Source organism: Castellaniella sp., from assembly GCF_049651205.1.
In the GTDB taxonomy this organism is placed as follows: domain Bacteria; phylum Pseudomonadota; class Gammaproteobacteria; order Burkholderiales; family Burkholderiaceae_B; genus Castellaniella.
This window is the reverse complement of record NZ_JBASBR010000014.1, coordinates 26,610-52,598: the sequence shown is the minus strand read 5'-3', so window position 1 is coordinate 52,598 and position 25,989 is coordinate 26,610. Positions and strand designations below refer to the sequence as shown.

The following is a 25,989-nucleotide window of genomic DNA, read 5'->3' as shown; positions in this document are numbered from 1 at the left end:
CTCGGATTATGTATATCAATATTGAATAGTATAGGCGAAAAATAGAATTATCCCGGATGGATGTCGATCCCTATAATCGTTTGAATCCGTGTTGCTTAAGGCCTCACGCTTCCTCTTTTTCTGACGATCCCGCCGACATGACGTTCCAATCTTCTTCTGCGCACTTCTGCTCTGTTCGCCGCCTTGGCGACGGATCCCTGCATCATTTTTTTGGCTATTACGACAAAACGGTGTGGGATAAGGCGGACCGTCTTGTGTTGGCCAACCAGGTGGAAATGATGACGGCGGATCTCACGCCGGATCTGCAGGCCGAGGTGGGCTATTTTGATACCGCGGATCAGGATCGCTACCATGTCTGTGGCCAGACCACGGCCTGGAACTGGCAGATGGGTTGCCAGCTGCAGTGGCTGGACGGTGCCGATGGCTTGCAGATGATCTACAACGTGCGCCGGGCGTCTGCCCAGGGCCCGTATCCAGGCTTTGGCTCGGCTATCCACCATATTGAAACCGGCTACACCCGTTACCTGGATTGCCCGATTTACGTGGCTGCGCCCAATAGCCGCTATGCGCTGAGTGTGGATTACAGCCGCCTGTATGTCACCCACGAAACTATCGGCTACAGCGAGCCCGCTGGCCGGCGTCAAGATTTGCCGCTGTATCCGGAAGACGACGGTATCCATTCGATTGACCTGGCCAGCGGCGAAACCACCTTGCTGGTCAGTTATGCCGATTTGCGCCGTTTTCATCATCGCCCGTCAATGGACAAAGCCCTGCATTGGGTGAGCCACATCGAGATCAATCCGGCCTCGTCGCGGATTCTCTTTCTGCACCGCTGGACAGAACGTGTCGAGGACGAAACCTGCTTCTTGCACCGCCTGATCACGATGGATCCGGATGGCGGCAATATGCGGTTGCTGGAGTGTTCGGATCATCCCTTGCCGCAACTGGCCGATGATTTTGACCCCAATGCGGTGGGTACCTACGATTACGAAAAGTCGGAATACCAGATCTCGCACCCCTTGTGGCGGGATGACCACCACATCATTGTCTGGGCACCCCACAATGGCAGCATTCATTATCATCTCTACGAGGATGCCGACCAGGGCCGCGTAGAGATCATCGGCAAGGGCATCCTCACCGAAAACGGCCACATGACGTTCTCACCGGTAAACCCCCGCTGGCTGCTGACCGATACCTATCCGGATCCCGACACCAACGAACGTATCCTGATTTTGTACGACTGCGACAAGCAGGTGCGTCATGATTTGGGCAGTTTTTATACAGACCCCGATTTGCGCAAGGAAAACCGCTGCGACCTGCACCCGCGGTGGAGCCGCGACGGGCGGCAGGTTTGTATTGATTCTGTGCATGAACATCAACGCCAGATGTATCTCATCGACGTGAGTGCGCTGCTTGATGCCGATTAATCCCCAACACGCCCAATAACACAACACCAGGAGACACACCATGAAACGCACTTTTTCACTCACGGAAGTTGCCCGCCAGGCGGCGGCTGCCTCGCTGATCGCGGGGTTCTTGCCCGGCTTGGCCCTGGCTGCCGATTTCACCGGCACGCTGGAAAAAATCAAGAACGATGAAACAGTGGTGGTGGGCTTTCGTGAAGCCTCGATCCCGTTCTCTTACTATGACGATGCCAAGCAACCCATCGGTTACTCCATCGACTTCACCAAACATGTGCTGGATAACCTGCGCACAACCCTGAACCTGCCCAACCTTAATGTGCGCTGGTTGCCGATTACCTCGCAAAACCGGATCTCGCTCCTGCAAAACGGCACCATCGATTTTGAGTGCACCACCACCACGCACAATGCCTCGCGCGAGAAGCAGGTGGCTTTCTCCAACAGCCTGTTCATCATCGGTACCCGTCTGCTGGCCAAGAAAGACTCCGGCATCAAAGACTTCAGCGACCTCAAGGGCCAAACCGTGGTGGTGGGCGCTGGCACGACATCCGAAATCATTTTGCGCAAGCTGAATGTGGATGAAAAAATGGACATGCGGATCATCAGTGCCAAAGACCACTCCGAGTCTTTCCTGACGCTGTCCACCGGGCGGGCCAAGGCGATGATGATGGATGATGCGCTGCTGGCCGGAGAACGCGCCAAAACGCGTAACCCGCAAGACTACGTCATCACCGGCACACCGCAGTCTTATGAAGCCTACGGTTGCATGGTTCGCAAGGGTGATACGCAAATGAAGCAGCTGGTGGATCAGACCATTGCCAAGGTTGAAACCTCGGGCCAGGGTGCGGAGATCTATAAAAAGTGGTTCATGACCCCAATCCCGCCCAAGCAGGTCAACCTGGATTTCCCGATGTCGGATGCCATGAAGCGTTTGTTTGCCCAGCCCAACGACAAGATCAACCCTGAGGCGAAATGAATTACCACTGGAACTGGGGTGTCCTGCTTGAGCCGGTAGCCACCGGCGAGGGCGGCACCTACCTGGGCTGGATCCTGCATGGTTTTTTGCTGACAACAGCACTGACCTTCTGTGCGTGGATTCTGGCCCTGGCGCTGGGCACCTTGTTTGGCGTGATGCGCACGCTGCCTGGGCGTACGCCCCGGGTGGCGAGTGTCACGTATGTGTCCATTTTTCGCAATATCCCGCTGATTGTGCAGTTTTTCATCTGGTACTTTGTGGTGCCCGAGCTGCTGCCGGTTTCTTTGGGCGATGCCATCAAAAGTGCGGCGCCCATGACCCAGTTTTTTGTCACGTCCGTGCTGGCACTGGGTGTATATACGGGTTCGCGTATCTGCGAGCAATTGCGGGCTGGGATCCAGGCGCTGGCGGTTGGCCAGGTAAAGGCGGGCCAGGCGATGGGCTTCACTTTGGTGCAAACCTATCGGCATATTATTTTGCCGCAGGTGTTTCGGCGCATCTTGCCGCCGCTTACCTCCGAGTTTCTGATCATCTCCAAAAACTCTGCAGTGGCCTCCACCATCGGGTTGCTCGAGCTCAGCGGCCAGGCGCGGCAACTGGTGGATTACACCGCGCAGCCCTACGAGTCCTTCATCCTCGTGACACTGGCGTATGTCGTCCTTAATTTCCTGATTATTCAGATCATGAGCCTGATCCGCCGCTGGACGGCGCGGCCAGGCCTGATGGGCGAATAGGAGCCAGCCATGCTGTATTTTGACTTTTCTTCATTGCTGGATGCGTGGCCCATTTTGGCGGCGGGTGCCTGGATCACTTTTAAAGTGACGCTGGTGGCCATTGCCTGCGGGATTGCCTTTGGCACCGTGCTGGCCATGGCAACCGTCTCCAAGGTGCGCAGCCTGCATGTCTGTGCGCAAGCCTACATCACCCTGTTTCGCTCGATTCCGCTGGTGATGCTGCTGCTGTGGTTTTTTCTGGTGGTGCCGCAGATCCTCAAGGCAGTGTTTGATCTCTCGCCCAGCATCGATATCCGCCTGGTATCGGCCATGGTGGCGTACTCGATGCTGGAGGCTGCCTTTTTTGCCGAGATCATCCGTGCCGGCATCCTGGGGCTTTCGGCTGGGCAGTTTCAGGCTGCCCGTGCCTTGGGCATGACGGCTTTACAGTCGTTTCGGCACATCATTTTGCCGCAGGCGTTTCGGGCGATGCTGCCCATCATGCTGACGCAATGCATCGTGATTTTCCAGGATACGTCTTTGGTGTATGTGATTGCCTTGGGCGATTTCTTCAGTAACTCGGTCCGTATCGGCGAGCGTGACGGCACAGTGGTGCAGATGCTGCTGTTTGCAGGCTTTGTGTATTGGGCGATCTGCGCCCTCCTTAGCGCACTGGTCAAGCTGGTGCAGCACCGCACGCGTCAGGCATAAGCCTCAAATTTTTGCCCGGAGAATTCCGAGATGATTGAACTCAATAATGTTTCAAAATGGTATGGCAAGTTTCAGGCCCTCAGCAACTGCAGTGTGTCTGTCAATGCTGGCGAAGTCGTCGTTTTTTGCGGGCCGTCGGGCTCTGGCAAATCCACCCTGATCAAACTGATCAATGGCCTGGAGGCGTTTCAGGAGGGGGATATCTTGTACAAGGGCCAGTCGATTCGCTCGGGCGATATCCGCCTGCCCAGCCTGCGCAAGCGTATCGGCATGGTGTTTCAGCACTTCGAGCTCTTTCCCCATCTGTCGGTCTTGCAAAACCTGACAATTGCACAAGAGAAGGTGCTGCGCCGGCCCTCGGCCGAGGCAAAGCGCAAGGCTTTGGCGTTGTTGGAGCGTGTGGGGCTGTCTGCCCAGGCGCAAAAGTATCCCTCCCAGCTCTCGGGTGGGCAGCAGCAACGCGTGGCCATCGCCCGCTCGCTGTGCATGGATCCGGAGGTGATGCTGTTTGACGAGCCCACCTCGGCGCTGGACCCCGAGATGATCAACGAGGTATTGGCGGTGATGGTGGAGTTGGCACAAGAGGGCATGACCATGCTGTGCGTGACGCACGAGATGGGATTTGCCCGCAAGGTGGCTGACAAAATCGTCTTTATGGATGCCGGGACAATCGTCGAAACCGACACGGTTGAGGCGTTTTTCAATGCGCCCCGATCCGATCGTGCCCGGGATTTTCTGGAGAAAATCATCCACTGATTCTTTTGGTGCTGTGGCAAAGCGCTGCGGCACAAGGTTGCGGCACAAAAACAAACCCCGCCGGGCATGCGCCTTGGCGGGGTTTGTTTTTAACCGGTAACAACCGGCACCGAAGTGCCGGCTGTGCAGGACGGGATGGCTTAGAAGCCGCCCATGCCGCCCATGCCACCCATACCGCCCATGTCGGGCATGGCGGGGGCCGGTTTGTCTTCCACGATTTCAGCCACAGCGGCTTCGGTGGTCAACAGCAGGCTGGCCACAGACGCAGCGTTTTGCAGCGCAGTGCGGGTCACCTTGGTGGGGTCGATCACGCCTTGTTCGACGAGGTCGCCGTACTGGCCGGTGGCAGCGTTGTAGCCGTAATTGCCTTCGCCTTGTTCAACGGCGTTGACGATCACGCTGGCTTCGTCGCCAGCGTTGCTGACGATGGTGCGCAGCGGGGCTTCGATGGCACGCAGTACCAGCTTGATGCCTGCTTCCTGGTCGACGTTGTCGCCTTTGACCTTGGCCACAGCAGCCTTGGCACGGATCAGTGCCACGCCGCCGCCCGGGACGATGCCTTCTTCGACGGCAGCGCGCGTGGCGTGCAGCGCGTCTTCGACACGGGCCTTCTTCTCTTTCATTTCGATTTCGGTGGCAGCACCGACACGGATCACGGCAACACCGCCGGCCAGCTTGGCCACGCGTTCTTGCAGTTTTTCACGGTCGTAGTCGGAGGTGGCTTCCTCGATCTGGGCACGGATCTGCTTGACGCGTGCTTCGATGTTGGTGGACTGGCCGGCACCGTCGATGATGGTGGTGTTTTCTTTAGCGACTTCGATGCGCTTGGCTTGGCCCAGCAGCTCGAGGGTGGCTTTTTCGAGGGACAAGCCGGTTTCTTCGGAGATCACCGTGCCGCCCGTGAGGATGGCGATGTCTTCGAGCATGGCTTTGCGACGATCGCCAAAGCCAGGCGCCTTGACGGCGGTGGTTTTGAGGATGCCACGGATGTTGTTGACCACCAGGGTGGCCAGGGCTTCGCCTTCGACGTCTTCAGCCACGATCAGCAGCGGACGGCTGGACTTGGCCACTTGCTCGAGTACCGGCAGCAGATCACGGATGTTGCTGATCTTCTTGTCGAAAATCAGGATGTACGGATCTTCCAGGACGGAAACTTGCTTGTCCGGGTTGTTGATGAAGTAGGGCGACAGGTAACCGCGGTCGAATTGCATGCCTTCGACGACGTCGAGTTCGTTGTCCAGCGACTTGCCGTCTTCGACGGTGATGACGCCTTCTTTACCCACTTTGTCCATCGCGTTGGCGATGATTTCACCCACGGAGGCGTCGCTGTTGGCGGAGATGGAACCCACCTGAGCGATGGCCTTGCTGGTGGTGCAGGGCTTGGACAGAGCATGCAGGCTGTCGACGGCGGCCAGAACGGCCTTGTCGATACCGCGCTTCAGATCCATCGGGCTGATGCCGGCGGCTACGTACTTGAGGCCTTCTTCGACGATGGCCTGGGCCAGCACGGTGGCCGTGGTGGTGCCATCACCGGCGTTGTCGGAGGTCTTGGAAGCAACTTCCTTGACCAATTGTGCGCCGATGTTTTCGAACTTGTCTTTCAGTTCGATTTCTTTGGCAACAGACACACCGTCCTTGGTGACGGTGGGGGCGCCAAACGAGCGATCGAGAACAACGTTGCGGCCTTTGGGGCCCATGGTGGTCTTGACGGCGTTGGCCAGGATGTTGACACCACGCACGATACGTGTGCGGGCATCATCACCGAAATAAACTTGCTTTGCAGCCATGTTGAAATTCCTTGGTATAGATGAGCAGTGTGGAGGCTTACAGGATCACGGCGAGGACTTCTTCCTCGCGGATGACGAGCACTTCTTCGCCATCAACCTTGACGGACTGGCCGGCATATTTGCCAAACAGAACCTTGTCGCCCACTTTCAGGTCGACGGGGATGACTTTTCCATCGTCGGTCTTTTTGCCGGGACCAACTGCCAGGACTTCACCCTGATCGGGTTTTTCAGCGGCGCTTTCAGGGATGACGATACCCGAGGCTGTGGTGCGCTCGTTGTCCAGACGCTTGACGATCACGCGATCGTGCAAAGGACGCAGTGCCATGGAGGAACTCCTGTTTGTAAAGAGAAATTGAAAAATGCGGGAGCTGGTGCATGGTGTTAGCACTCAACCCCATCGAGTGCTAATTATAGGGATGATTTCGGGGATTTCAAGAGGGAGGGGATGGCACGGTTACATTTGGTGAGGGATGTTGATGTCGAACGCTGTCGAACGCCCCTGAGTTTTGAACTTCCTTTACGGGGACTCTGTGATAAAACCTAGTTGTTACGGGAGCCGGTTTCGCTTCGCTCCATGAATAGCGCTTTCAACAAAGAATAGCGGGAGAATCCTCAGGATCAGAGTGATCTTTCGACCGTCTGCTTTGGGTCGAAACTAGCCGTTCATGCTGATCCATTCGGCAAGTTTGAAACTCAACGACCAGGTTGGTCGAGACTCAATGGTGGTTTCTCTGTAACTTGCTGATTTAAAAGAAGTGGTGATTCAGACCTCAGTGGCGTTCGACACCCAAAGGTTGCCGTGACGATCCGCTACGACAAGGCTGTGATCGACGCCTTCAAGGCTGGTGGTCCAGGCTGGTAGGCTCGGATGAATGAGGTTCTGAAGAAAGCTGTGTCCAGGAAGCACGCATAGGCAGCAAAACCAGCCTTATTGCTTGATGGCCTCGATTTGTATTTCCAGCCGGACAGAATCCGGGATGCCGGGTATCCCAAAGTTCATGCCCCACTGGCTGCGCTGGATCGTGGCCTCGAAGTCGCCGCCGCAGACGTCGCGCTGGAGGCGTTTGTTTGCATAGCAGTTGAAGTGGCTGGCTGTCAGTGCCACTGGCTGCTGAACACCCAATAGTGTCAGCGTGCCGCTCAGGCTGGTGACCCGATCTCCTTCAAAGGTGAAGGCAGAGCTTTCGAAACGGGCCGTTGGAAAGGCACTGGTATCGAAGAAGTCCTTGGTGCGCAGGTGCTCGTCGAAGCCGGTTGAGCCGCTGTTGATTGAGTTCATATCGATCACGATGCTGGCCTGCCCCTTTTGGGCGGCCTGATCCAGCTGGATGCTGCCGGTGACTGTATCGAAGCGCCCGCGGGTGGTGGATGTGCCGTTATGCACAACCGCGAAGGTGACAAAGCTGTGATCCGCTTCGACCACGTAGGTGGCATTCTGGGCCTGAACCTGAAAGGCCAATGTCGAGAGCCCCAGTAGGGTCGCAAAGAGACGTGTGCGCATGAGGAATCCCCTCTAAGAAGAACCGAACCGAGATGGCGATTGCTATCGATAAATCCGATTTTGTCAGTGTATAGGAACGTTTCGCTGGTGCCGCATGCTGAAGATGCTTTTGTTGATTGGGATCAAAGAGTTCTCAAATTGACAGGGTGCCGCTTGGCGGGGCCGCACAAAAAGATCCAGCCCACTAATGTTTGGTGTGGATCTGCGCGGGGTGATTGCCAAGGGATTTGGGTGGTAAGCCCGCATCGTGCAGGCAGCTCGCTGCGGCAATCGTCCCGACGAGATCGTCAAGATGGTTTGCCGCCGCGATCAAAGCCCGAAAATCGTTGCATAGCGCTCGGGCTTGAAACCCACTTCAATGCCGTGCGGTGTCGTCAGCACCGGGCGCTTGATCATCGTTGGCTCTGCGACCATCAGGTCGATCGCTCTGGCTTCATCCAGATCGTTGCGTACCGCTTCAGGCAGGGCACGGAACGTCCTGCTCGCCTTGTTCAGCACCTTGTCCAGGCCTGCTTCGGCAACCCATGCCGCGACTTCGGTGCGGGTGATGCCCACGACGCGATAATCGTGGAATTTGAAATCAACGCCCTGCGTATCAAGCCACGTGAAGGCCTTCTTCATCGTGTCGCAGTTCTTGATGCCGTAGATGGTAACTGTCATGTCGGATTGCTCATTCTTGAAGTGTGGATCTTTTCTTGGATGCTCATGGTGTGTGCTGTTGGCTCGGCTGTGGTTGTCAGCCAGGCGCGAGGAGACATCCCCACTTTGGCCGAGAAGGCGCGCGAGAGCGCCGAAGGGTTTGCATACCCGAGTTCTTCCGTCAGGGTCTTGATGGATTGCCCTTCGCGCAATCGATTCTGCGCAAGCGCCATGCGCCAGTCATTCAAGTAATCTGCCGGCGTCTGGCCTACGACTTCACGGAAGGTATTGGCAAAGGCCGTACGTGACATGCAGGCGCATTCGGCCATGCGTTCCACCGGCCACGGCTCGCCAGGTGCGTCGTGCATGGCAACCAGCGCACGCGCCAGACGCGGATCCGACAAGCCGGTAATGAAGCCGGGGCGTACCCCTGCTTCCTGCGGGTGGTCAAGCAGCCAGCGCATCAACTGGATCACAACTACCTCGAAGATCCGGTCGACTAGCAGCCGATGGCCGCAACGCACCCGGTCGGTTTCATCAAACAGCAATTCGAGCGCGAGATCCAGGCCCGACACTCGCGCGAGCGGCAGCGCAATCAAAGAGGGTAGTGCCCGGGCGAGAGGATTGCATGAGCCACCCTCGAAATTCAGTCGTGCGCAGGTGAAATCAGAGCCCTCCGCTGGAGGATTGTGGAAGCAATGGGTGAGGGGCCGTGGATACAGCAACAGGGTCGGCTCATCGAAATCCATCGACGCGGGCACATCTCGCGCGCCGGGATGGCTCACTTTCAGTTGGCCGCGGCGCAACACATGCAGATAACCATATCCATCGCAGGCGTCGAAGTGGTTGAGTCCGCACAATGCGCCGGAGTGGTGCAACTGGGCTTGCACACGGAACCGTTCGAGAATACCCGAGAGGCGGTCGATAGGAGGTAAGTCCTGTATTTGAACCATATGGTATGTTTTGTGAATTTATTGGATCAAATCGTATAGCAAGCCGAGCCATACTGTCCATACAGACCAAACCTTAAAAAGGACAGATCATGAAACTTTTGAATTTATCTCCTCTTCTCGCCGTGTTGTTGGCGGGCTTGGGTGGGCACGCATCGGCCCAAGACGTCGGCCATCCCCACGGCATTACCACCAAGGCGGACGCGGCCGTCGAAGCGTCGTTTGATATCGTCCGCACCAGGATAAGCAGCGAAGGCCGGACCGCTATTTTCCAAATGGCTGTTTCTGGCGAAGCTGGTGCCCTCCGGCCTGCACAATCCGGCAAACTCGCCGGCAGCAGTGTGTTCTCATATGTCTGGCCCACCAGCCTGGATCCTTCCGTGATCGGCTTTGAGGCGAAGGCCGGCATCCTCGCTTTTGCCGTTACCTCCCATCCCGACTTTGACGACACGCCGCTGTTTGACGAGAACGGCGACGGGAAGCTGGACAACGATGGTGATCTTTGGCACTCGCACTGGGTAGTCTTGCAGCCCGACGCGGCCTGCGGCAAAGATGCCCTGAAGGCTGTCGACATTCCCGAGGGCGCCAAGCCTCGTGTACCCAAGACCTGGCCTGGTCTTCCCATCCTGATAGACAGCCCGGGCTGGACGCCGGTTTTCAAGGACAAGACAGTCAACGTGCGGGTTCCGTTCGACGATATAAGCGCTGTTGAAGGAGGCTCTTTCGATGGTGTAACGGCCGCTCTGCGCGTCAATGCCAGCGTACACAGCCCATTGCTATGCGTCGCCAATGTCTTCAAGGTCGCATCGGGAGACTTGTCACTGCCTGGCAAGGTTAACAAGTAGGGCCGGGGCGTGTGAGCTACACAGCCGGCGGGTTTGCAGCTAAATTATTGTAAGTTGGAAGCTGCAGCCTTAAGCCATGAACATGACCAATGGCGTCGCTAAGACGCCATCAATACGAGGAGCGCCATGGATTTGAAGACAAAAAAGCCGCCAGTGCCGGCTGATACCCATGATGAGGTCGATCGCTGGATTGCAGGTGTCATGCCGGCCATGAATTCCGTCGTGTCAGCGCTGGATCATTTGATTCGGGATCATCTGAAGGATGCCCGATTCGCGATCAAATGGGGCAAGGCTTATTACGGCTGTCCGCAGTTTGGCTGGTGTATCGAACTTGCCGCGTATCACGTGTCGGTCAACGTCGTGTTTCTGAATGGCGACAAGCTGCACAAGCCGCCGGTGCTTGGAGACGCATCGCGGTATGTGAAGATCAAATCCCTGGAGGAGCTAGAATCCGCCCAGCTGCTTGCCTGGATCAAAGAATCATGTGGCATGCCGGGCTGGCGCGCTGATTGAGTGCTCATCGGGAAACGGCCATAAAGCCGTGCCCAATGAGGATTTACTATGCATGCAGTGGCAAACCGTTTGTTGTGCCGGCTTATCCGCCACCCATACTGGGCAGCAGCAGCGCGATCTGCGGGAAAATCACCACCAGCGCCAGCCCCACCAACCCCAAGCCGGCGTATGGCAAGGATCCAATCAGCACATCGCGGATGGTGTAATCCGGGCGCAGGGCCTTGACGACAAACAGGTTCATCCCCACCGGTGGGGTAACGGCGCCGATCTCCATGTTGATGACCAGAATCACGCCAAACCAGACCAGATCAATTTGCATCGCCACCAGGCCGGGCAGCAGGATGGGTACGGTAACCAGGATGGCGGCCGAGGCATCCATGAACATACCCAAAACCAGGTAAAGCAGGTTGATGGCAATCAGAAACTGCCAGGGTGCCAGCTGCAGGCCTTCCAGCCAGGTGGCAAAGTCTTGTGGTACGCGCAAGAGCGACAGCGTATTGCCAAACACGCCTGCGCCAGCAATCAGCATCAGGATCATGCAACTGGTGACAACGCTGTCGCGCACGGCGTCGATAAAGCGCTGCCAGGTCAGTGTGCGCTTGAAGAATGTCGTCAGGATGAAGGCGTAGATGACGCCCACGCCGGCGGCTTCGGTGGGTGTAAACCAGCCGGTGTAGATGCCGCCCAGGATCAGGGGGATCATGAACAGGCTGCCCCACATGCCCCAGGTAAAGGGCACGTGTTCGCGAGAAATCGAGACCTTGCCGCCGCTGCGCTGGTTTCTGCGCCAGGCCCAGTAAATGGAGTAGAGGCAAAACATGGCAGCCAGCATGATGCCGGGAAGCACACCGGCCATGAACAGCTTGCCAACGGAAGCGTTGGTGACCAGTGAATAAAGAATGAACGAGATGCTGGGCGGGATCAAAATCCCCAGGGTGCCGGCAACGGCCACGACACCGGCTGCCATGCGCTTGTCATAGCCACGGTCGCACATCTCGGGGACGCTGATTGAACCGATGGTGGCGGCGGTGGCGGTGGATGAGCCGGAGATTGCCGCAAAGATGGCGCTGGCCACGGTGGCGGCCACAGCCAGCCCGCCAGGCAGGCGGCCAACGATCCGCTGTGCAAAATCAAACAGATCGCGCCCGGATTCTCCTTTGAGCATGATCTGCCCCATCAGGATATAGAGCGGGATGGCGATGATGACAAAGGAGTTGAGGTCGGTATAGGCCAGTTGCGCCAGGGCAGTCATTCCGGGATCAAAGCCGATGGTCATCATGTAGCCCACCGTGCCGCTGATCAGCAGTGATACGGCAATGGGAACCCCGAGAATGAGCAATACGCCCAGCGAAACCAATGTGAGTGTAAAGACCATGTCAGCTCCGGGGGGTGGTCAGGCGGCGTACAAACAGGTGGGCTTCGAAGATCAGCCACAGCAGGGTGCCCACCGGTAAGGCCAGGTGTGGAATCCAGACAGGCCAGCTCATGACGTCCAGCGTGGTTTCGTGGGCCAGGAGGCTGTCGCTGAACTGTGTGTAGCCCGAAATGGTAAACACCACGAGGAATCCGGCGATGATGATGAAACGCAGGATGTGCATGATCCGGGCGCTGCGCGGATACATGTTTTCCAGCGCGATGCCCGAAGTAACGTGCTCTTCGCGCAGTGCGGTATATGACGCCCCCACGAAAGCCAGCCAGGACAGAGCAAACAGATCCACATCATATGTCCAGGAGTTATCGATGTGGGTGGTGCGCATCACGATGCCTAAAATGATGGATGCCGCCATCACGATCATGAAGACGGCTGAGAGATAGCCGACAGTGGTCCCCAGCTTTGTGACGGCGTGTTGTGCCGCTTGCACGCAGCGCCCCCCGCTGGGGGACCTTGCAGATGATTCAGTCATTATTGCCCCCTTGCTGTCCGGCTGTGGTTAGCCGGACAGTACAGTGGATGATTACGAGCAGTGTGCCCGGATCACTTCTTGTTGTTGAGTGCGGCGTCCACGTCGTCCAGTATCTGCTGGCCGCTGGCGCCTGTTTCCGCCACATAGTCCTTGCGTGCCTGCACGCCGGCGGTGGCCTTCCATTCTTTCAGCTCAGCATCCGTTGGCCGATAGACGTCGTTGCCATTCTTTTTTGCAATGGCGATATCGTCGTTGAATTCTTTCTCGATGTCGGCGACGGCCAGTTTCTCGGTACTGACGGCAGCTTTGCTGATGATGTCACGCTGCTCTTGCGTCAGGCCTTTCCACCACTTGGCGTTGACCTGGATGGGGTACACCAGCGGGACGTAATGGATAGCGGTGATGTAGTGGCCAACTTCGTACCACTTGCGCGAGATGATGCTCGACAATCCCGAGACGGCTGCGTCCAGGCTGCCGCTTTGCAAGGCCGTGTACACCTCGCTGGAATCCACGGCCACCGGCGTGGCCCCCTGGGCGGCCAGAAACTTGGCCGAGAGCTTGCCTTCAGAGCGGATTTTCAGGCCCTTGATGTCGGCAGGCGTCTTGATGACGTGCTTGGTATTGATATAGCTTTCTGCGTAGCCGTAAAAGCCCCAGCCAATCACTTCTACATTGTGTTTGTTCAGGCTGGCATTAACATCTTGGCCCAGCTTGCCGTGCAGGGTCTGGAGCAGCAAGCTGGCATCATCCACCAAAAAGGGGATGGTGTCCCATTCCAGCGATGGTTCGTACTTGGACCACCAGTGCATGCCAAAAATGGCCATATTGGTGGTGTTGTTGCTGAGCCCCTGCGCAATATTGGATTCCTTCAGCAGGGAGCCCGATGGGTAGGTTTCAACCTTGATGGATCCTTTGCTCAGATCCGTGATGGCCTTGGCAAAATTTTCTCCTTGATCGGCCGTCGCAGTATGCGGTGGCATGTACCAGGCCAGGCGTACGGTCAGGTCTGCCGCCTGCGTGGCTGACATCCCCAGCAGGCAGGCTGCGCCGATACTGGAGATGGCAAATAGCTTACGGATAGGGTGATTCATGGTGTGCTCCTTTGATAATGGAAGCGCTGGTCACCCGTGCCCGTTTGCTGTGGGTCTGATTACCCGGATGGCTGCGCACAACGGCCGCTTCTCTCGGTCTGAAAATAGCGGTTTCAGTCTACTGCGCGAAACCTGACAAGCAACTAAACCCCCTTATTGCACAGCTTTTGCGTAGCGTGCAGCGCCTTCGCCGGCAAGCTTGCCAAACACAGAACCGGACATCAGGCCGGTGCCGCCTGGGTAGTTTTCGTAGAACAGCCCGCCCACCAGCTCGCCGGCTGCAAACAGGCCGGGGATGGATCGGCCCATCGTGCCTTGAACCTCGGCATGGGCATTGATCTGCAGGCCGCCGAAGGTAAAGGTGATGCCGGTGGTTGTCACAAAGGCCACGTAAGGCGGTTTGTCCAGCGGCAGGGCCCAGTTGGACTTGGGCGGAGTGATGCCGGTGGTGCCTTTGCCGTCGAGTACGGCCGGGTTATAGGGTTGATCGCCGCATGCTGCGTTGTATTCGTTGACGGTCTGCTCCAGCGCGTCCGGATCCAGCCCAAGCTGATCGGCCAGCCCACGGATGGTGGGTGCTTCGGCCTTGGTAACCTGCTTGATGCGGTATTCGTCGCGCAGCATGCCCACGGTTTTCTGGTCGAATATCTGTGTGGCGGTGCGCTTGGGCTGCTTCATGATCTCGCGCCCAAATTTGGCGTAGGTCATGTTGCGGAAATCTTCGCCTTCGTCCACAAAGCGCTTGCACTCATTGTTGACGATGATGCCCAGTTGGTAAGAGTGCTTCTGGAAGTTGTCCAGTACCCAGCGGTCGCCATAGGGCGGTGCCGAGATGTCCCACTCGCAGGCGTGACAGCTGGACCAGTTGCCAAACGGGTTGGCGCCGGCTTTCAGCGCCATCTTGATGCCTTCGCCCAGGTTGTGGCGTGTCCCACGGACATGGCATAAATCCCAGCCTGGGCCCAGGTAGCGGGCACGCATTTCCGGGTTGGATTCGAAGCCGCCGCTTGCCAGGATAACGGCACGTGCCGTAATGGATTGGTAGCCGGCCGGTGTTTGTACCCGTACCCCGTGGATGGCGCCGCGATCGTCTTGCAGTAGATCGACGGCTGCCGTCTCGTAGCGGATCTCCGCGCCCAGTTTCTCTGCCAGAGCAATTTCCGATTCCACCAGGCCGGCGCCGCCGCCCACGGCTTCTATCGCCAGCCCGCCAAAGAAGTGCTGCTTGCCTTCCACCAGGAACGATTGGCGTCCGTACATGGGCAGAAAGCGCACCCCGTGGCTGCGCATCCAGGCCATCACGGGACGCGATTGGTCGATCAGGATCCAGGCCAGCTCTTCATTGGCCCGCCCGCCGGTGACATCCATAAGGAGGTCAAAAAACGTCTGGCGATCATGGGGCGGCAACACGATGTTGTCGCGTTCCTCCGGGGTCAGATCCACCAGAATGTCCTGGGCGATATCCTCCAGGCCGTTGTGCGCGAACCGGAATCCACCGGCCGTGAAGTAAGAATTGCCGCCGCGCTCTGACTCTGGTGCTCTTTCGAGCACCAGGGTTTTCATACCTTGTTCTCGTGCTGCGAGTGCAGCACACAGGGCGGCGTTTCCGGCGCCCACGACGATCACGTCGTATTGGTCATTGCTCATGTCATGTGTCTCCGTTGTCCGGCCGGGCCGCTGGCCAGGAGAAAAAAATAGGCTCATCTGCCTGTCTGCTTTTCACGATATGCCTGTGGAGTCGTGGTCGCTAGAGGGCATGCGCTCAATAGGTATTCACGAATCGTGAACTTTCGTGAGGGTGCGAGATAGAATCTCAGGGTGACGGCGTGTGTGTCGCCGCTGGATGCAGGATTTTTGGAGCCTTCCATTTGGAAATCCGTCAGTTCAGATATTTCGTTTGCGTTGTCCGGCAGGGCAGCCTGGGCAAGGCCGCCCGCGAGCTGGGCGTGGTGTCCTCGACGCTAAGCCAGCAGATCAGCCGGCTGGAGTCAGAGCTCTCCACCCGCCTGCTGCAACGCACCCATCAGGGCGTCATCCCCACCGATGCGGGCATTGCGTTCTTTCGCCAGGCGCAACTGGCCTTGCGTCATGTGGACGAAGCCGTGCGCTCGGCGCAAAGTGCGCGCCTGGCGGGCCACGTCAGTGTCGGGCTGGCGCCCACCACGGCATCGGTGGTGGCCTTGCCGTTGCTCATCGCGATGCGGCAGCAGTATCCAGATGTCCGGTTTCACCTGGTCGAGTCGCTTTCCGGGCACTTGGCGGCGATGCTGAAATCACGCCAGCTGGATTTGGCCATCCTGTTTGGCGATGAGCCTAACTGGGGCTGCTCGGTGATGCCGCTGTTTGAAGAATCGCTTTATGTCATGGCCAAGGTGGGATTTGCCGGGTTTCCTGAGGGCGACAGCGTGCCGCTTGCGCGCCTGGGTGATCTGCCCCTGGCCATGCCCACGCATATGCATGGGCTGCGCAGCGTGTTGTCCACAGCGGCCGACCGTCACGCGCTGGGCCTGAATATCGTCATGGAGATTGATTCGCTGGCCGTCCTGATGGACGCGGTGGCGGCAGGGCTTGTGGCCACCATTCAGCCCGACGCTGCCATCAGCCGCGCGGGGCGCACGCAGCTGCAAGCCGCCAGGATTTCCGACCAGTGGCTCAGCCGCCGCGGGTACCTGGTCAGCCTCTCGGATGATGAGCTCTCACCGGCGGCCCTGGCTGCGCGCGTAGTCATGCGCAACGTGGCTCGTGGGCTTGTCGCCCAAGGCGATTGGGTGGGCGTGAGTGATTTTTCGCGTACTGCCGAACCGTCTGCTGATGCGGAGGGGCTTTAGTGAAATCGTATGGCTTCGACCGCCTGAACCGACTCACGCAACCGGCTGTGTGATGGACGATGCGACCGAAAGCCTATGCTTTAACGAGCGCTGCAACCGCCGCTTGATACGCCGTGCGCGCTTGCAGAAACAGATCAAATGGAAAACGGATGGGCACACCTTCGAGCGCGGCCAGCAGCATCTCAAGATGGCCCTCGAAGCCTGCGCAGGCCTTGGCGATGTCTTCTTGTATGGGCACCTGCACGACAAGGGTAAGCACAGTGCCTTCGTCCACGGCTTCCAGCGACCATGACAGGGGCCGCTGAGGCTCGCTGCCGCTACTCCACGAATAGGCGAGCTGCCGCTCGAGTTCGAATGCCAGCACGGTGCTTTCTATCAAGGTGCCGCTGTCAGCGAAATTGATGTGTACGGCGCCACCCTTGCACAACTGGATGGAGCCGGGCGCCAGCCACTGCGCCAGACGATCCGGGGCAGTCAGCATCTGCCACACTTCAGCCGGGCGATGATCGATGCTGCGTTGTAGTCGCCCCTCGTAGACATCACCGAGACGGCGGATGACGCCAGGCTGAAATTCAAACTCACTCATGAAAAACTCCTCTAAGCACGACAGAAGAGTAGGACGAAACCCTCCGGGTTGTCACCATCAGCGGGTGCTGAAATATGGCATATGTCAATTGTTTGCGTGGAGCCAGTCAGCAGTCGATTACCTTATGCGCTTTAATCCAGCGCCATAGCGTGGTGCGGCTCACGCCCAATTGTTCTGCGGCCTTGTGGCGGTTGCCGTGGGCCAGGGCCAGGGCCGCTTTTACTGATCTGATATCCAGGCTGTTTGCGTGGCTGGTCGCCGGGCTGGCACCGGATGAAAATATCTCCGGCAGGTTTTGGCGGATCAAGCCGTAATCCAGATCTGCCGGGGTGGTGCATGCCACTGCAAAGCTGGCCAGGCGCTCTGCCACGTTTTCCAGCTCGCGTACATTGCCGGGCCAATCGTAGGCGATAAGTCTTGGCATCAGCGGTGCCAGGATCAGTTGGGCGCCAAGCGAGATTTGGGCCCGATTCAGAAACGATTGCAGCAGCCGGATGGCAAGCAGGGCGATGTCATCGTGCCGGTCTCTCAGGCTGGGCAAATGCAGGTGCAAAATGTTCAGGCGATAAAACAAGTCGCTGCGGAAAAGCCCTTGCTGGATCCGATCTTGCAGGATGTGGTGGGTGGCTGCAATGATGCGCACATCCACCGGGATGGGCTGAGCCCCACCCAGGCGAATAACTTCTTTTTCTTGCAGGATACGCAGCAGCCGCGTTTGCAAGGAAACCGGCATGTCACCGATTTCATCCAGAAACACGGTGCCCGTGTGTGCAACCTCTAGAAGGCCGGGCTTGCCGCCTTTGCGCGAGCCCGTGAAGGCCCCTTCTTCGTAGCCGAACAGCTCGCTTTCCAGCAATTGCTCTGGAAATGCTGCGCAATTGAGTGCAATAAAGGGGTTGCGGCTGCGGGCGCTGGCGTTATGGATGGCCTGTGCAAAAAGTTCTTTACCGGTACCGCTTTCACCGGTGATCAGCACCGTGGAGCTTGTGCGGGCATAACGTTTGGCGGTATTGCATGCCTGTACAAAGGGCTTGCTGCTGCCGGCGATTTGTTCAAAATGGTATTTCGCAACCGGGTGCCCCGGGCGCTTCTCGGTGCGCAGGTTGGTGTCTGCGTGCTGGATCGCACTGGCTGGCATCAGCGTCATCACCGCGCCTGCGATTACTCCCTGGGAATGAATAGGTACCTTGTTGGCAATATAGGTTTGATGGCCGATGTTCGTGACTGCCGCGTGCTCGCTGAAATCCTGGTCGATGGTGGACTTTAACGAGGCTTGCGCAGACAGGGCGCCCAGCTTGTGGCCAATAGCTTCCCGCCGAGTGACGCCCAGCACATGTTCCATGGCGGGATTGATTGCGGTGACCTGCTCGTGTTCATCCACAGCCACCACCGCTTCACTCAGGTGGCGCAGCACGCTATCGAGCTGCTCAAATTTGATGGCCTCCAGGCGGGCAGCGTAGGCCAGTTCGATGGCGTCTTCGATGGCCTGCCGCACCGCGCCGCGACTATATGCCAGGATGCCGCGTACGCCGTGTTGCTCGGCAAGATCCACCACAACGCTCGAGCCCACAATCACCGAAAACCCGGCAGAAATCAGGCTCATGCAGCAGTCTTTGGCTTCGTCCGCGCTGCGGTAGGCTCTTTGGTCGATTTTCAGTTTCAGCAAGGCCTTGATCGAATCCAGCTGTGCGTCTGTTTCGCCATAGGTGATCAGCCCGACGCGATCGGAGATATCGCCGGCTTTAAGCAAGGCAAGCAGGATGTCGTAGCCACTGACCTTGATTCTGGCCACCGGGCTGCTCAGGGTTGCCCGCAGGATGGAGGCATTGGCGCCGCCACTGATGAAGGCGTCGGCAAGTTTCTCTTGTTCGCGATAGCGGGCAGCCTTGAGCGCAGCATCAAAGACTTCATCGATCACTTCAATGTCTGCGCGAGTGCTGTACTCGTCGATGACGGAGTGCACCAGGTGGCTGAGTCGCTTGTAGCCGATGATGCAGATTCTGGGACGAGAAGGTGTAACCCGTGTGGCGCTTTTCATCAGCAACCCTATCAAAAAAGAACTGGTCTGTGATGTGTCTGACTCTATCACCAATCCGGGCGTGGATGAAACGCATGAAACGTATGAAACGTTTTCTGGAACATTTTTGGATGGCTGAAGATCAGCGTTTACCCGCGAGTTTTGCAGCTTAGGTAATCCCTTATGTTTTTAAATTCCTTATATATCAATTCATTAAATTGATTTTTTAGTAACTGGCATGGGTATTGCTGATAGATGATCAGACACCACTTTAAGACGAACAGTTATGAAACCTCTCGAAGGGATCACCATCATCGACCTGACCCATATGCTCTCGGGCCCCTATGGCACCATGCTTCTGGCCGATCTGGGCGCGCGCACCATCAAGGTTGAGCCGATCGGACATGGTGAAAATACCCGGGCATTGCTGGCTAACAGCGCAGACTATTCGCGTCAGGGCATGGGGGCGTATTTTCTGACCCTCAACCGGGGCAAGGAAAGTGTCTGCATTGATCTGAAATCACCAGAAGGTCTGGCGGTTTTTTACGATCTGGTCAAAGAGGCCGATGTGGTCTTCGACAACTTCAGCGCCGGTGTCACCCGTCGGTTGAAGATCGATCATGACACGCTGTCGTCGATCAACCCCCGCATCGTGACGTGCTCCGTCACCGGGTTTGGAGAAACAGGGCCGGCGCGTGATCGCCCGGCCTTTGATCAGGTGGTGCAGGGCATGGGCGGTGGCATGTCCATCACCGGGTTCAAGGATGGGCCGCCCGTCAGGGCGGGCATCCCGATCGGAGACCTGGGGGGGGGCGTGTTTGGCGCCATTGGTGTGCTCAGCAGTCTCGTCAAGCGGTCGGCCTCCGGCAAGGGCGAGCACGTGGATGTCTCCATGCTGGATGCGCAGGTGTCGATGCTCAACTACATGGCAACCATGTATCTGATGTCCGGCAATGTGCCGGGCCGCCTTGGAAACGGTCATTTCGTGCACGTGCCCTACAACACGTTCAAGACAACAGACGGCTACATCATCATTGCGTGTATCGGCGATACGTTTTTTCAGCGTTTGCTGGAAGTCATGCCCTTGCCCGGCTTGTGCAAACCAGAGTACCAGGAGCAACCCGGGCGCTTCGCCCACGAAGCAGAGATCAACCAGTTGATCCAGGCGCATACCGAGACAGCGTCCACGGCGCACTGGCTGGCGCTGTTGTCTGGGGCCCGAATTCCTTGCGCGCCTGTCAATGATTTCGAGCAGGCGCTGTCCGATCCGCAGATCCTGGCGCGGGACATGGTGGTGGATGTCACGCTGCAATCCGGTGAGACACTGAAGATGCCGGGAAACCCCGTCAAGGTGGGCAATACGGACGGCACCACTTTTACGCCGCCGCCGCTGCTGGGTCAAGACACAGACGAGGTGCTTTCTTCCGTACTGGGATATTCGGCGGAAGCCATCAGCGCATTACGGCGCAAGGAGATCATTCAATGATGCCGGATATTCTCATCAACGAGGTTGGGCCACGCGATGGTTTGCAAAGCCAACATGCCGCCATCAGCCTGGACGGCAAACTGACCCTGATCCGCGCCCTGATAGAGGCAGGGATCCGCTCGGTGGAAGCCGGCAGTTTTGTGTCTCCCAAAGCGGTTCCCCAGATGGCGGATGCCGATCAGCTGTACCCACGGCTGCCGGATGTGGGTCGTGTGCAGTATTCGGCCCTGGTACCCAATCTCAGGGGGCTCGAAAGAGCTCAGGCGGCCCACGTCCAGGAGATTGCGGTGGTGCTGTCGGCAACCAACACAATGAATAAACGCAATATCAATCTGGATCTCGCGCAGACGGTTGCCTCGTGTACGGCAACCGTCAAAGCGGCACGGCAGCTTTCGATGCGCGCCAAGGCGTATGTCGCGGTGGCTTTCGAGTGTCCCTACGAAGGGCGGGTATCCCCGGATACAGTTTTAATGCTTGCTGAACTCATGATGGACGCTGGCGCGCAGGAGGTCGTGATTGCCGACACCATTGGTGCAGCCAATCCGGCGCAGGTGGGGCCGTTGCTGGGTACCTGCATCAAACGCTATGGCGCAGATCGCGTCAGCGCACATTTTCATGACACCCGCGGATTTGCTTTGGCCAATGTCTGGGCATCCATAGAAGCCGGTGTACGGAAATTTGACACCAGCGTGGGTGGTTTGGGCGGGTGTCCTTTTGCTCCCGGTGCCGCCGGAAACGTGGCCACCGAGGATGTTGTGCTGATGGCAGAGCAGTGTGGCTTTCGTACTGGCGTTGATATTGCGCGCCTGCGCGAAGCAATCAAATCTGCCGAGTTGCTGGTTGGTTATTCACTAGGAGGGCGCACCACGCGTTGGCTCAACACACAGTTCCCGGCTGCCGGGGCCTGACGTTGTACTTGCTGCATATCAATAAGGAGACAATTCTCATGAAACCATTACCTATTTTGCGTTACCTGGCGGGCGGGGTGCTAGTGGCTGCGGGTACGCTTGCCCACGCTGAAACCCTGACGGTTACCCACTGGGGCAGCGGCATGTATGGCGCGCCCTTTGCCGTCGCCCTCGAAAAAGGATATTTCAAGGACGAGGGTCTCGATATCACGGGCTTTATTACCTCCAAGGGGGGTGGCACCACGGTGCGCAACGCCATGGCCTCAGAGATTCCTTATGGCGAGGTGGCCCTGTCTGCCGCCGTTGCGGCGGCCAAGTCGGGGGTAAAGCTCACCATCGTTCATGGCGGTGTGATCAGCCTGGCAGATCTCATCTGGGTGGCCAATAAAGGGTCGGCCATCAGCAAGATCGAAGACATGAAGGGCAAGAAGCTGGGGTACAGCAGCCCGAAGTCCGTTACCGATATGGTGTCGACCATTGCACTGAACAAAGCCGGGATTCTCGATTCGGTAGACCGCAAGGCGGTGGGTGGCTTGGGCTCTGCATTAACCGCCCTGCGCGAAAACGCGGTGGATGTGATCTACATGCTCGAGCCTGTCATGAGCAAAGAGGCCGATACGCTGAAGGTGGCGTTTACTTCCAGCGCCAGCATTCCGCACATGACGCAAACCGTCGGCATTGTGCAGACAGACTATCTGAAAGAACATCCTGACGTGATCAAGAAGATCATCGAGGCGCGGCGCAAGGGGGTTGAATTCATCGAGAAACACCCGGACGAAGCCGGTGATTTGCTGGCCAAGCAATACAGCCTGACGCCTGCGATTGCGCGCTCGGCCATCCATTCCATCATGAAAAGCGGCAGCCCCTACTGGAGCCAGGGTGCGCTTGATTACCAGGGGATGGATGTGATGCTGGACGGCCTGCGTCTGGTCAAAGCGCTGGATAACGAGGCCTTCAACTGGAGCACGCTGGTGGACGAAAGCCTTTTGCCCAAAGACTTGCGCAGCAAGTAATGGCAAGGGTGTTCCGGAGGCAGGGTTATGGTGGATAGCAGTATGACGCAGCAGGGGCATGTCGTTCTGGATGGCGTGACACGCGTGTATCCGGCGCGGGCAGCCCAGGCTGCTACCGCGGCATTGGGGCCGGTCAGCTTCGATCTCAGGCCAGGAGAGTTCTTTTCTGTGGTTGGCCCATCCGGGTGTGGCAAATCGACACTCCTGGATGTGATCGCGGGCTTGAGCGCCCCCACGGAAGGCAGCATTCACTTCGAGGGGCAACTGGTCTCGGGCTCGGTGCCCGACGGTGTGGCCGTTGTGTTTCAAGAGGATGCCTGCTTTCCGTGGATGACGGTTTTTGATAATGCCGCCTTTGGCGCAAAGCAGGCCGGCCTGCCTCAAAAGGAGATCCGGGATCGGGTGCAATACGCCCTGTCGTTTATGGGGCTGGCGGGGTTTGCCCATGCATACCCTTCCCAGTTGTCGGGCGGCATGCGTCAACGTGTCTGTATTGCCCGGGCCATGGTGATGCGCCCGCGCCTGATGTTGCTCGACGAGCCATTTGGCGCGCTCGATCAGCAGACACGGCTTCTCATGGGAGAAGAAATGCTCAAGCTTTGGCGTGAAACCAATTGCACGGTCATGCTGATTACCCACTCCATCGACGAAGCCGTGCTCTTGTCCGACCGCATCGGGGTGATGTCCACCCGGCCCGGCCGGTTTATCGAAATCGTCGAGACCGGCTGGGGGCGGGGGCGCGACAGCGAAACCGCCATGGATCCCCGGTTTGGGGCACTGCAATCCCGCATCTGGGGCGTGTTGCGCGAAGAGTCCATCAAAGCGTTGGGGGCTGCATAGTGTCCCGGCCGGCCCGCCTGCGCACCCTGCTGATCATTGCGGCCATTGCCTTGCTCGAACTCGCAAGCCGCCTGGCATGGATCAACCCGGTGTCCTTTATTCCGCCGTCTCAAATGGCGCTGGGCGCATGGGATATCTTGGCGTCGGGCGAATACCTGAAAGACATTGTCCTGACATTGATGTCGGCCGGTACAGCGGTACTGCTGTCGGTGTCGGTGGGTTTTCTGGGCGGCATCCTGCTTTTCCGCTACCCCCGGCTGCGGCGGGTAATCGATCCGCTGCTGTTGTCCTGGTATGCGGTTCCGATCTTCATTTTTTATCCGATGCTGATTGTGCTGTTTGGCCTGAATCGCTGGCCTCTGATCATGATCGGGTTTCTGTTCGCGTTGGCAGCCATGGTGGTTAACACCTTGAATGGTCTCGAGCGGGTGCCGGCCGTATTGCTTAAAACAGCCCGTACGCTGCGCATGAGCCGTTTTGATGAAGTACGCCTGATCGTCTTGCCGGCCAGCCTGCCATTTGTCTTTACCGGCATCAAGTTGTCGGTGGTCTATTCTTTTCTTGCGGTGATCGCCGGAGAATTTATCTTGTCGGGCGCAGGTTTTGGCTATCAGATTGCCTATGCCTATAACAACTTCGACAACCCTACGATGTATGGCTTGATGCTTCTTTTGCTGGTGTTTGTCGGGTTTATCAACCTGATGCTGCACGTGGCCGAGCAGCATCTGTACCAGCGCCGTGTACCAAGGGACGCCTGATGGCTGCGATGACACACCGATCTCCATCTCCCGCCTTGCAGGCCCGGCAAGGGCCCACCGATGCGGCCATTCTGGTGCTGGGCATGCTGCTGTGCTGGGTTGCCGGCAGCTGGCTGTTGGGTGACGCGGTATTGCCCACCCCCTGGCATACCTGGGCACAGCTGCAGGTAGAGGTGCACGCCCCGGATTTCACCAACCATCTGATGGCCACCCTTAAAGCCTTTGGGGTGGCCATGCTGATCGCAACAGTGTGCGGGATCCTGATTGGTTTGATCCTGGGCTCCCGCCGGCTGGCGGGGGATGTCATGGAGCCCGTATTGATCACGCTGTACTCGATTCCCAAGATTGCGCTGTATCCAATTATCCTGTTGATGTTTGGGCTGGATATCTCCGCCCGGATCGCCTTTGGCGTCATTCACGGCATTATCCCCATCATCATCTTCACCATGACGGCACTGCGTAACATCCCGGCGGTCTATGGCCGTACGGCGCGCGCCTACCGTTTGTCACCGCAACAAACCTCCTGGCACGTGCTGATTCCCGCCGCCATGCCGGAAATCGTCGCAGGCCTGCGCATTGGGTTCTCTTTGACTTTACTGGGTACCTTGCTGGGCGAGATGTTTGCGTCGCAATATGGGCTGGGGCATTTATTGATGCGCAGCATGGAGCGCAACGAAACCGCCAGCATCATGGCGCTTGCGCTGATGCTGTTTGTGTTTGCTACGGTGGCCAGCTATTTAATGCTGCAGCTGGATCGTTACCTGCGCCACTAAGGGTTGCAGATCCTGCGTGTTTTGCGGCTTAAGGATTGCGGGCAGTCATCCCGGCTTTCAGGTTGTACCAACCGCGTGCCAGGGTGTCCTTCAGGCTATCGGCTTCGCGCCGCAGGCGGTCGGGCAATGTGCGCCGCGTGCCTGCATCTGCCACATTGATGGAGGATTCGAAATCGTCGTCCTGCTGGATGCACGCTGGATCCAGGCCAGTGGCTGCAATACTGTGCTCAAAAAAGCGATCCATGGTGTTATCCACGGGATAAAGCCACTCGGCGGAGTAAGCCAACAGGGTCTTTGCCGCCAAGGGTGTCAGCAGATAGCCGGTTGTTCCTGAAAAGCCCTTTGTGTATTGGCGGATTGTAAAGGGGCCCAGGTTGCCGATTTTTCTGCCCGAGTGCTGGTCCTGCTTGCGGCTGGGCTGCAGCCAGATCAAACCATACTGTGTTGCCAGCTGCTCTGCGGCTTGATAGAAATCAGTAAAGGTAGGCTGGAGGATGGCGTCGTCTTCCAGCACGATGATCGCTTGCTCGTTCTCCAGGCAGCGCTGCCACAACAGATAATGGCTGGCAAAGCAGCCCAGTTGAGACAGCCGCAACGAAGACCCCGCCCCGCGGCGGCGCAGGCGCTTCTTGTCGTTGTACTTGCCAAATAGCGCGTGGTCTGGCGTGGTGGCGCCATGCACGCCATCCACAATGGTGTAAGGCAGGGCCAGCGCATCCAGCTGCTGGCGCATAAAAACCCGCCGCTCGTGTGCGGTGGCCAGGCTGATCACGTAGATGTGTGGCGGCATTAGGTGGATAACAAGAAATGTCTGATGCCTGATTTTAATGGAATCAGCTTAGCCGTGGCTGTGCCGGTGTATGGGGCAAGACAGCTGTGGTATACGTCTTTCTCAGCCGAAATAAATAGGGCGGAAAATGAGGAAGAGAGTGATGTTTCAGTGTGGGTGGCGTGTGACTGTTCAGTTGCCTTT

At 57.8% G+C, this 25,989-nt stretch carries 26 protein-coding genes and 1 pseudogene; 15 read left to right on the top strand and 12 right to left on the bottom strand.

The genetic code is table 11. The features are described 5' to 3' along the window. Nucleotides 1-137 precede the first annotated feature (137 nt). From WA928_RS10295 to WA928_RS10275, 5 genes are read left to right on the top strand one after another with little or no spacing between them, the layout of a single operon-like run. Nucleotides 138-1,427, top strand: coding sequence for a hypothetical protein (locus WA928_RS10295; RefSeq protein WP_424303035.1), 1,290 nt, complete (start codon nt 138-140; stop codon nt 1,425-1,427). 40 nt (nt 1,428-1,467) lie between these two features. After that, nucleotides 1,468-2,397, top strand: coding sequence for a glutamate/aspartate ABC transporter substrate-binding protein (locus tag WA928_RS10290; RefSeq protein ID WP_424303032.1), 930 nt, complete (start codon nt 1,468-1,470; stop codon nt 2,395-2,397). After that, nucleotides 2,394-3,131, top strand: coding sequence for an amino acid ABC transporter permease (locus WA928_RS10285; protein WP_424303028.1), 738 nt, complete (start codon nt 2,394-2,396; stop codon nt 3,129-3,131). The genes WA928_RS10290 and WA928_RS10285 overlap by 4 nt, the downstream gene beginning before the upstream one ends. A gap of 9 nt (nt 3,132-3,140) precedes the next feature. Continuing rightward, nucleotides 3,141-3,821, top strand: a complete 681-nt coding sequence (locus tag WA928_RS10280) for an ABC transporter permease subunit (protein ID WP_417252708.1) — start codon at nt 3,141-3,143, stop codon at nt 3,819-3,821. 30 nt (nt 3,822-3,851) lie between these two features. After that, the gene (locus WA928_RS10275; RefSeq protein ID WP_424303025.1) at nt 3,852-4,577 is read left to right on the top strand and encodes an amino acid ABC transporter ATP-binding protein; all 726 of its coding nucleotides are present in this window, start codon (nt 3,852-3,854) and stop codon (nt 4,575-4,577) included. Between the two features lie 140 nt (nt 4,578-4,717). Here WA928_RS10275 and groL read toward each other — a convergent pair whose 3' ends face one another. After that, complete coding sequence (groL, locus tag WA928_RS10270; RefSeq protein WP_424303022.1) at nt 4,718-6,364, bottom strand: chaperonin GroEL; 1,647 nt, start codon at nt 6,362-6,364, stop codon at nt 4,718-4,720. A 37-nt stretch (nt 6,365-6,401) separates the two neighbouring features. Beyond that, nucleotides 6,402-6,689, bottom strand: coding sequence for a co-chaperone GroES (locus WA928_RS10265; protein ID WP_424303019.1), 288 nt, complete (start codon nt 6,687-6,689; stop codon nt 6,402-6,404). Nucleotides 6,690-7,157: 468 nt separating this feature from the next. Here WA928_RS10265 and WA928_RS10260 point away from each other — a divergent pair. Beyond that, nucleotides 7,158-7,226, top strand: a pseudogene (locus tag WA928_RS10260) (BrnA antitoxin family protein); the annotation flags it as partial. Nucleotides 7,227-7,292: 66 nt separating this feature from the next. Here the strand turns inward: WA928_RS10260 and WA928_RS10255 are convergent. The 3 genes from WA928_RS10255 to WA928_RS10245 all read right to left on the bottom strand — a co-directional run bounded on the left by WA928_RS10255 (nt 7,293) and on the right by WA928_RS10245 (nt 9,457). After that, entirely contained in the window at nt 7,293-7,865 is a 573-nt protein-coding gene (locus tag WA928_RS10255; RefSeq protein WP_424303016.1) for a YceI family protein, read from the bottom strand. 309 nt (nt 7,866-8,174) lie between these two features. Further along, a complete protein-coding gene (locus WA928_RS10250) occupies nt 8,175-8,525 on the bottom strand; it encodes an arsenate reductase (protein ID WP_424303013.1) in 351 nt (116 codons plus the stop codon). Then, nucleotides 8,522-9,457 carry a cupin domain-containing protein gene (locus WA928_RS10245; protein ID WP_424303010.1) on the bottom strand — a complete coding sequence of 312 codons (936 nt, stop codon included), beginning with the start codon at nt 9,455-9,457 and terminating at the stop codon, nt 8,522-8,524. Before WA928_RS10245 ends, WA928_RS10250 begins: the two co-directional genes overlap by 4 nt. An 89-nt stretch (nt 9,458-9,546) precedes the next feature. On the opposite strand from WA928_RS10245, the gene WA928_RS10240 reads away from it, so the two are divergent. After that, a complete protein-coding gene (locus WA928_RS10240; RefSeq protein WP_424303007.1) occupies nt 9,547-10,299 on the top strand; it encodes a hypothetical protein in 753 nt (250 codons plus the stop codon). 126 nt (nt 10,300-10,425) lie between these two features. Next, nucleotides 10,426-10,812 carry a DUF1801 domain-containing protein gene (locus WA928_RS10235; protein WP_424303004.1) on the top strand — a complete coding sequence of 129 codons (387 nt, stop codon included), beginning with the start codon at nt 10,426-10,428 and terminating at the stop codon, nt 10,810-10,812. Nucleotides 10,813-10,894: 82 nt separating this feature from the next. On the opposite strand, the gene WA928_RS10230 is transcribed toward WA928_RS10235, so the two are convergent. The 4 genes from WA928_RS10230 to tcuA form a co-directional block, all read right to left on the bottom strand. Then, complete coding sequence (locus WA928_RS10230; RefSeq protein ID WP_417252702.1) at nt 10,895-12,187, bottom strand: TRAP transporter large permease; 1,293 nt, start codon at nt 12,185-12,187, stop codon at nt 10,895-10,897. A 1-nt stretch (nt 12,188) separates the two neighbouring features. Next, nucleotides 12,189-12,716 (bottom strand): TRAP transporter small permease, encoded by a 528-nt coding sequence (locus WA928_RS10225; RefSeq protein ID WP_424303000.1) that lies wholly within the window; start codon nt 12,714-12,716, stop codon nt 12,189-12,191. Nucleotides 12,717-12,787: 71 nt separating this feature from the next. Continuing rightward, nucleotides 12,788-13,807 (bottom strand): TRAP transporter substrate-binding protein, encoded by a 1,020-nt coding sequence (locus WA928_RS10220; RefSeq protein ID WP_424302997.1) that lies wholly within the window; start codon nt 13,805-13,807, stop codon nt 12,788-12,790. Nucleotides 13,808-13,960: 153 nt separating this feature from the next. Next, nucleotides 13,961-15,454 (bottom strand): FAD-dependent tricarballylate dehydrogenase TcuA, encoded by a 1,494-nt coding sequence (tcuA, locus tag WA928_RS10215; protein WP_424302993.1) that lies wholly within the window; start codon nt 15,452-15,454, stop codon nt 13,961-13,963. Nucleotides 15,455-15,675: 221 nt separating this feature from the next. Here tcuA and WA928_RS10210 point away from each other — a divergent pair, with 221 nt between their 5' ends. After that, on the top strand, nt 15,676-16,635 hold the full coding sequence (locus WA928_RS10210; RefSeq protein WP_424302986.1) for a LysR substrate-binding domain-containing protein: 960 nt from the start codon (nt 15,676-15,678) through the stop codon (nt 16,633-16,635). A gap of 73 nt (nt 16,636-16,708) precedes the next feature. Here WA928_RS10210 and WA928_RS10205 read toward each other — a convergent pair whose 3' ends face one another. Further along, nucleotides 16,709-17,221: an SRPBCC family protein gene (locus WA928_RS10205; RefSeq protein ID WP_424302983.1), complete on the bottom strand. Its 513-nt coding sequence runs from the start codon at nt 17,219-17,221 to the stop codon at nt 16,709-16,711. A gap of 106 nt (nt 17,222-17,327) precedes the next feature. Further along, on the bottom strand, nt 17,328-19,259 hold the full coding sequence (prpR, locus tag WA928_RS10200; protein WP_424302980.1) for a propionate catabolism operon regulatory protein PrpR: 1,932 nt from the start codon (nt 19,257-19,259) through the stop codon (nt 17,328-17,330). Between the two features lie 265 nt (nt 19,260-19,524). On the opposite strand from prpR, the gene WA928_RS10195 reads away from it, so the two are divergent. From WA928_RS10195 to WA928_RS10170, 6 genes are read left to right on the top strand one after another with little or no spacing between them, the layout of a single operon-like run. Beyond that, on the top strand, nt 19,525-20,724 hold the full coding sequence (locus WA928_RS10195; protein WP_424302977.1) for a CaiB/BaiF CoA transferase family protein: 1,200 nt from the start codon (nt 19,525-19,527) through the stop codon (nt 20,722-20,724). Beyond that, nucleotides 20,721-21,632: a hydroxymethylglutaryl-CoA lyase gene (locus tag WA928_RS10190; protein WP_424302974.1), complete on the top strand. Its 912-nt coding sequence runs from the start codon at nt 20,721-20,723 to the stop codon at nt 21,630-21,632. The genes WA928_RS10195 and WA928_RS10190 overlap by 4 nt, the downstream gene beginning before the upstream one ends. 38 nt (nt 21,633-21,670) lie before the next feature. Further along, entirely contained in the window at nt 21,671-22,645 is a 975-nt protein-coding gene (locus tag WA928_RS10185; RefSeq protein WP_424302971.1) for an ABC transporter substrate-binding protein, read from the top strand. Nucleotides 22,646-22,672: 27 nt separating this feature from the next. Next, complete coding sequence (locus WA928_RS10180) at nt 22,673-23,485, top strand: ABC transporter ATP-binding protein (RefSeq protein ID WP_424302968.1); 813 nt, start codon at nt 22,673-22,675, stop codon at nt 23,483-23,485. Then, nucleotides 23,485-24,243, top strand: a complete 759-nt coding sequence (locus WA928_RS10175) for an ABC transporter permease (protein ID WP_424302965.1) — start codon at nt 23,485-23,487, stop codon at nt 24,241-24,243. Before WA928_RS10180 ends, WA928_RS10175 begins: the two co-directional genes overlap by 1 nt. Before the next feature lie 8 nt (nt 24,244-24,251). Beyond that, nucleotides 24,252-25,016, top strand: coding sequence for an ABC transporter permease (locus WA928_RS10170; RefSeq protein WP_424302962.1), 765 nt, complete (start codon nt 24,252-24,254; stop codon nt 25,014-25,016). Between the two features lie 28 nt (nt 25,017-25,044). Here WA928_RS10170 and WA928_RS10165 read toward each other — a convergent pair whose 3' ends face one another. Next, a complete protein-coding gene (locus WA928_RS10165; protein ID WP_424302959.1) occupies nt 25,045-25,806 on the bottom strand; it encodes a glycosyltransferase family 25 protein in 762 nt (253 codons plus the stop codon). Between the last annotated feature and the right edge of the window lie 183 nt (nt 25,807-25,989).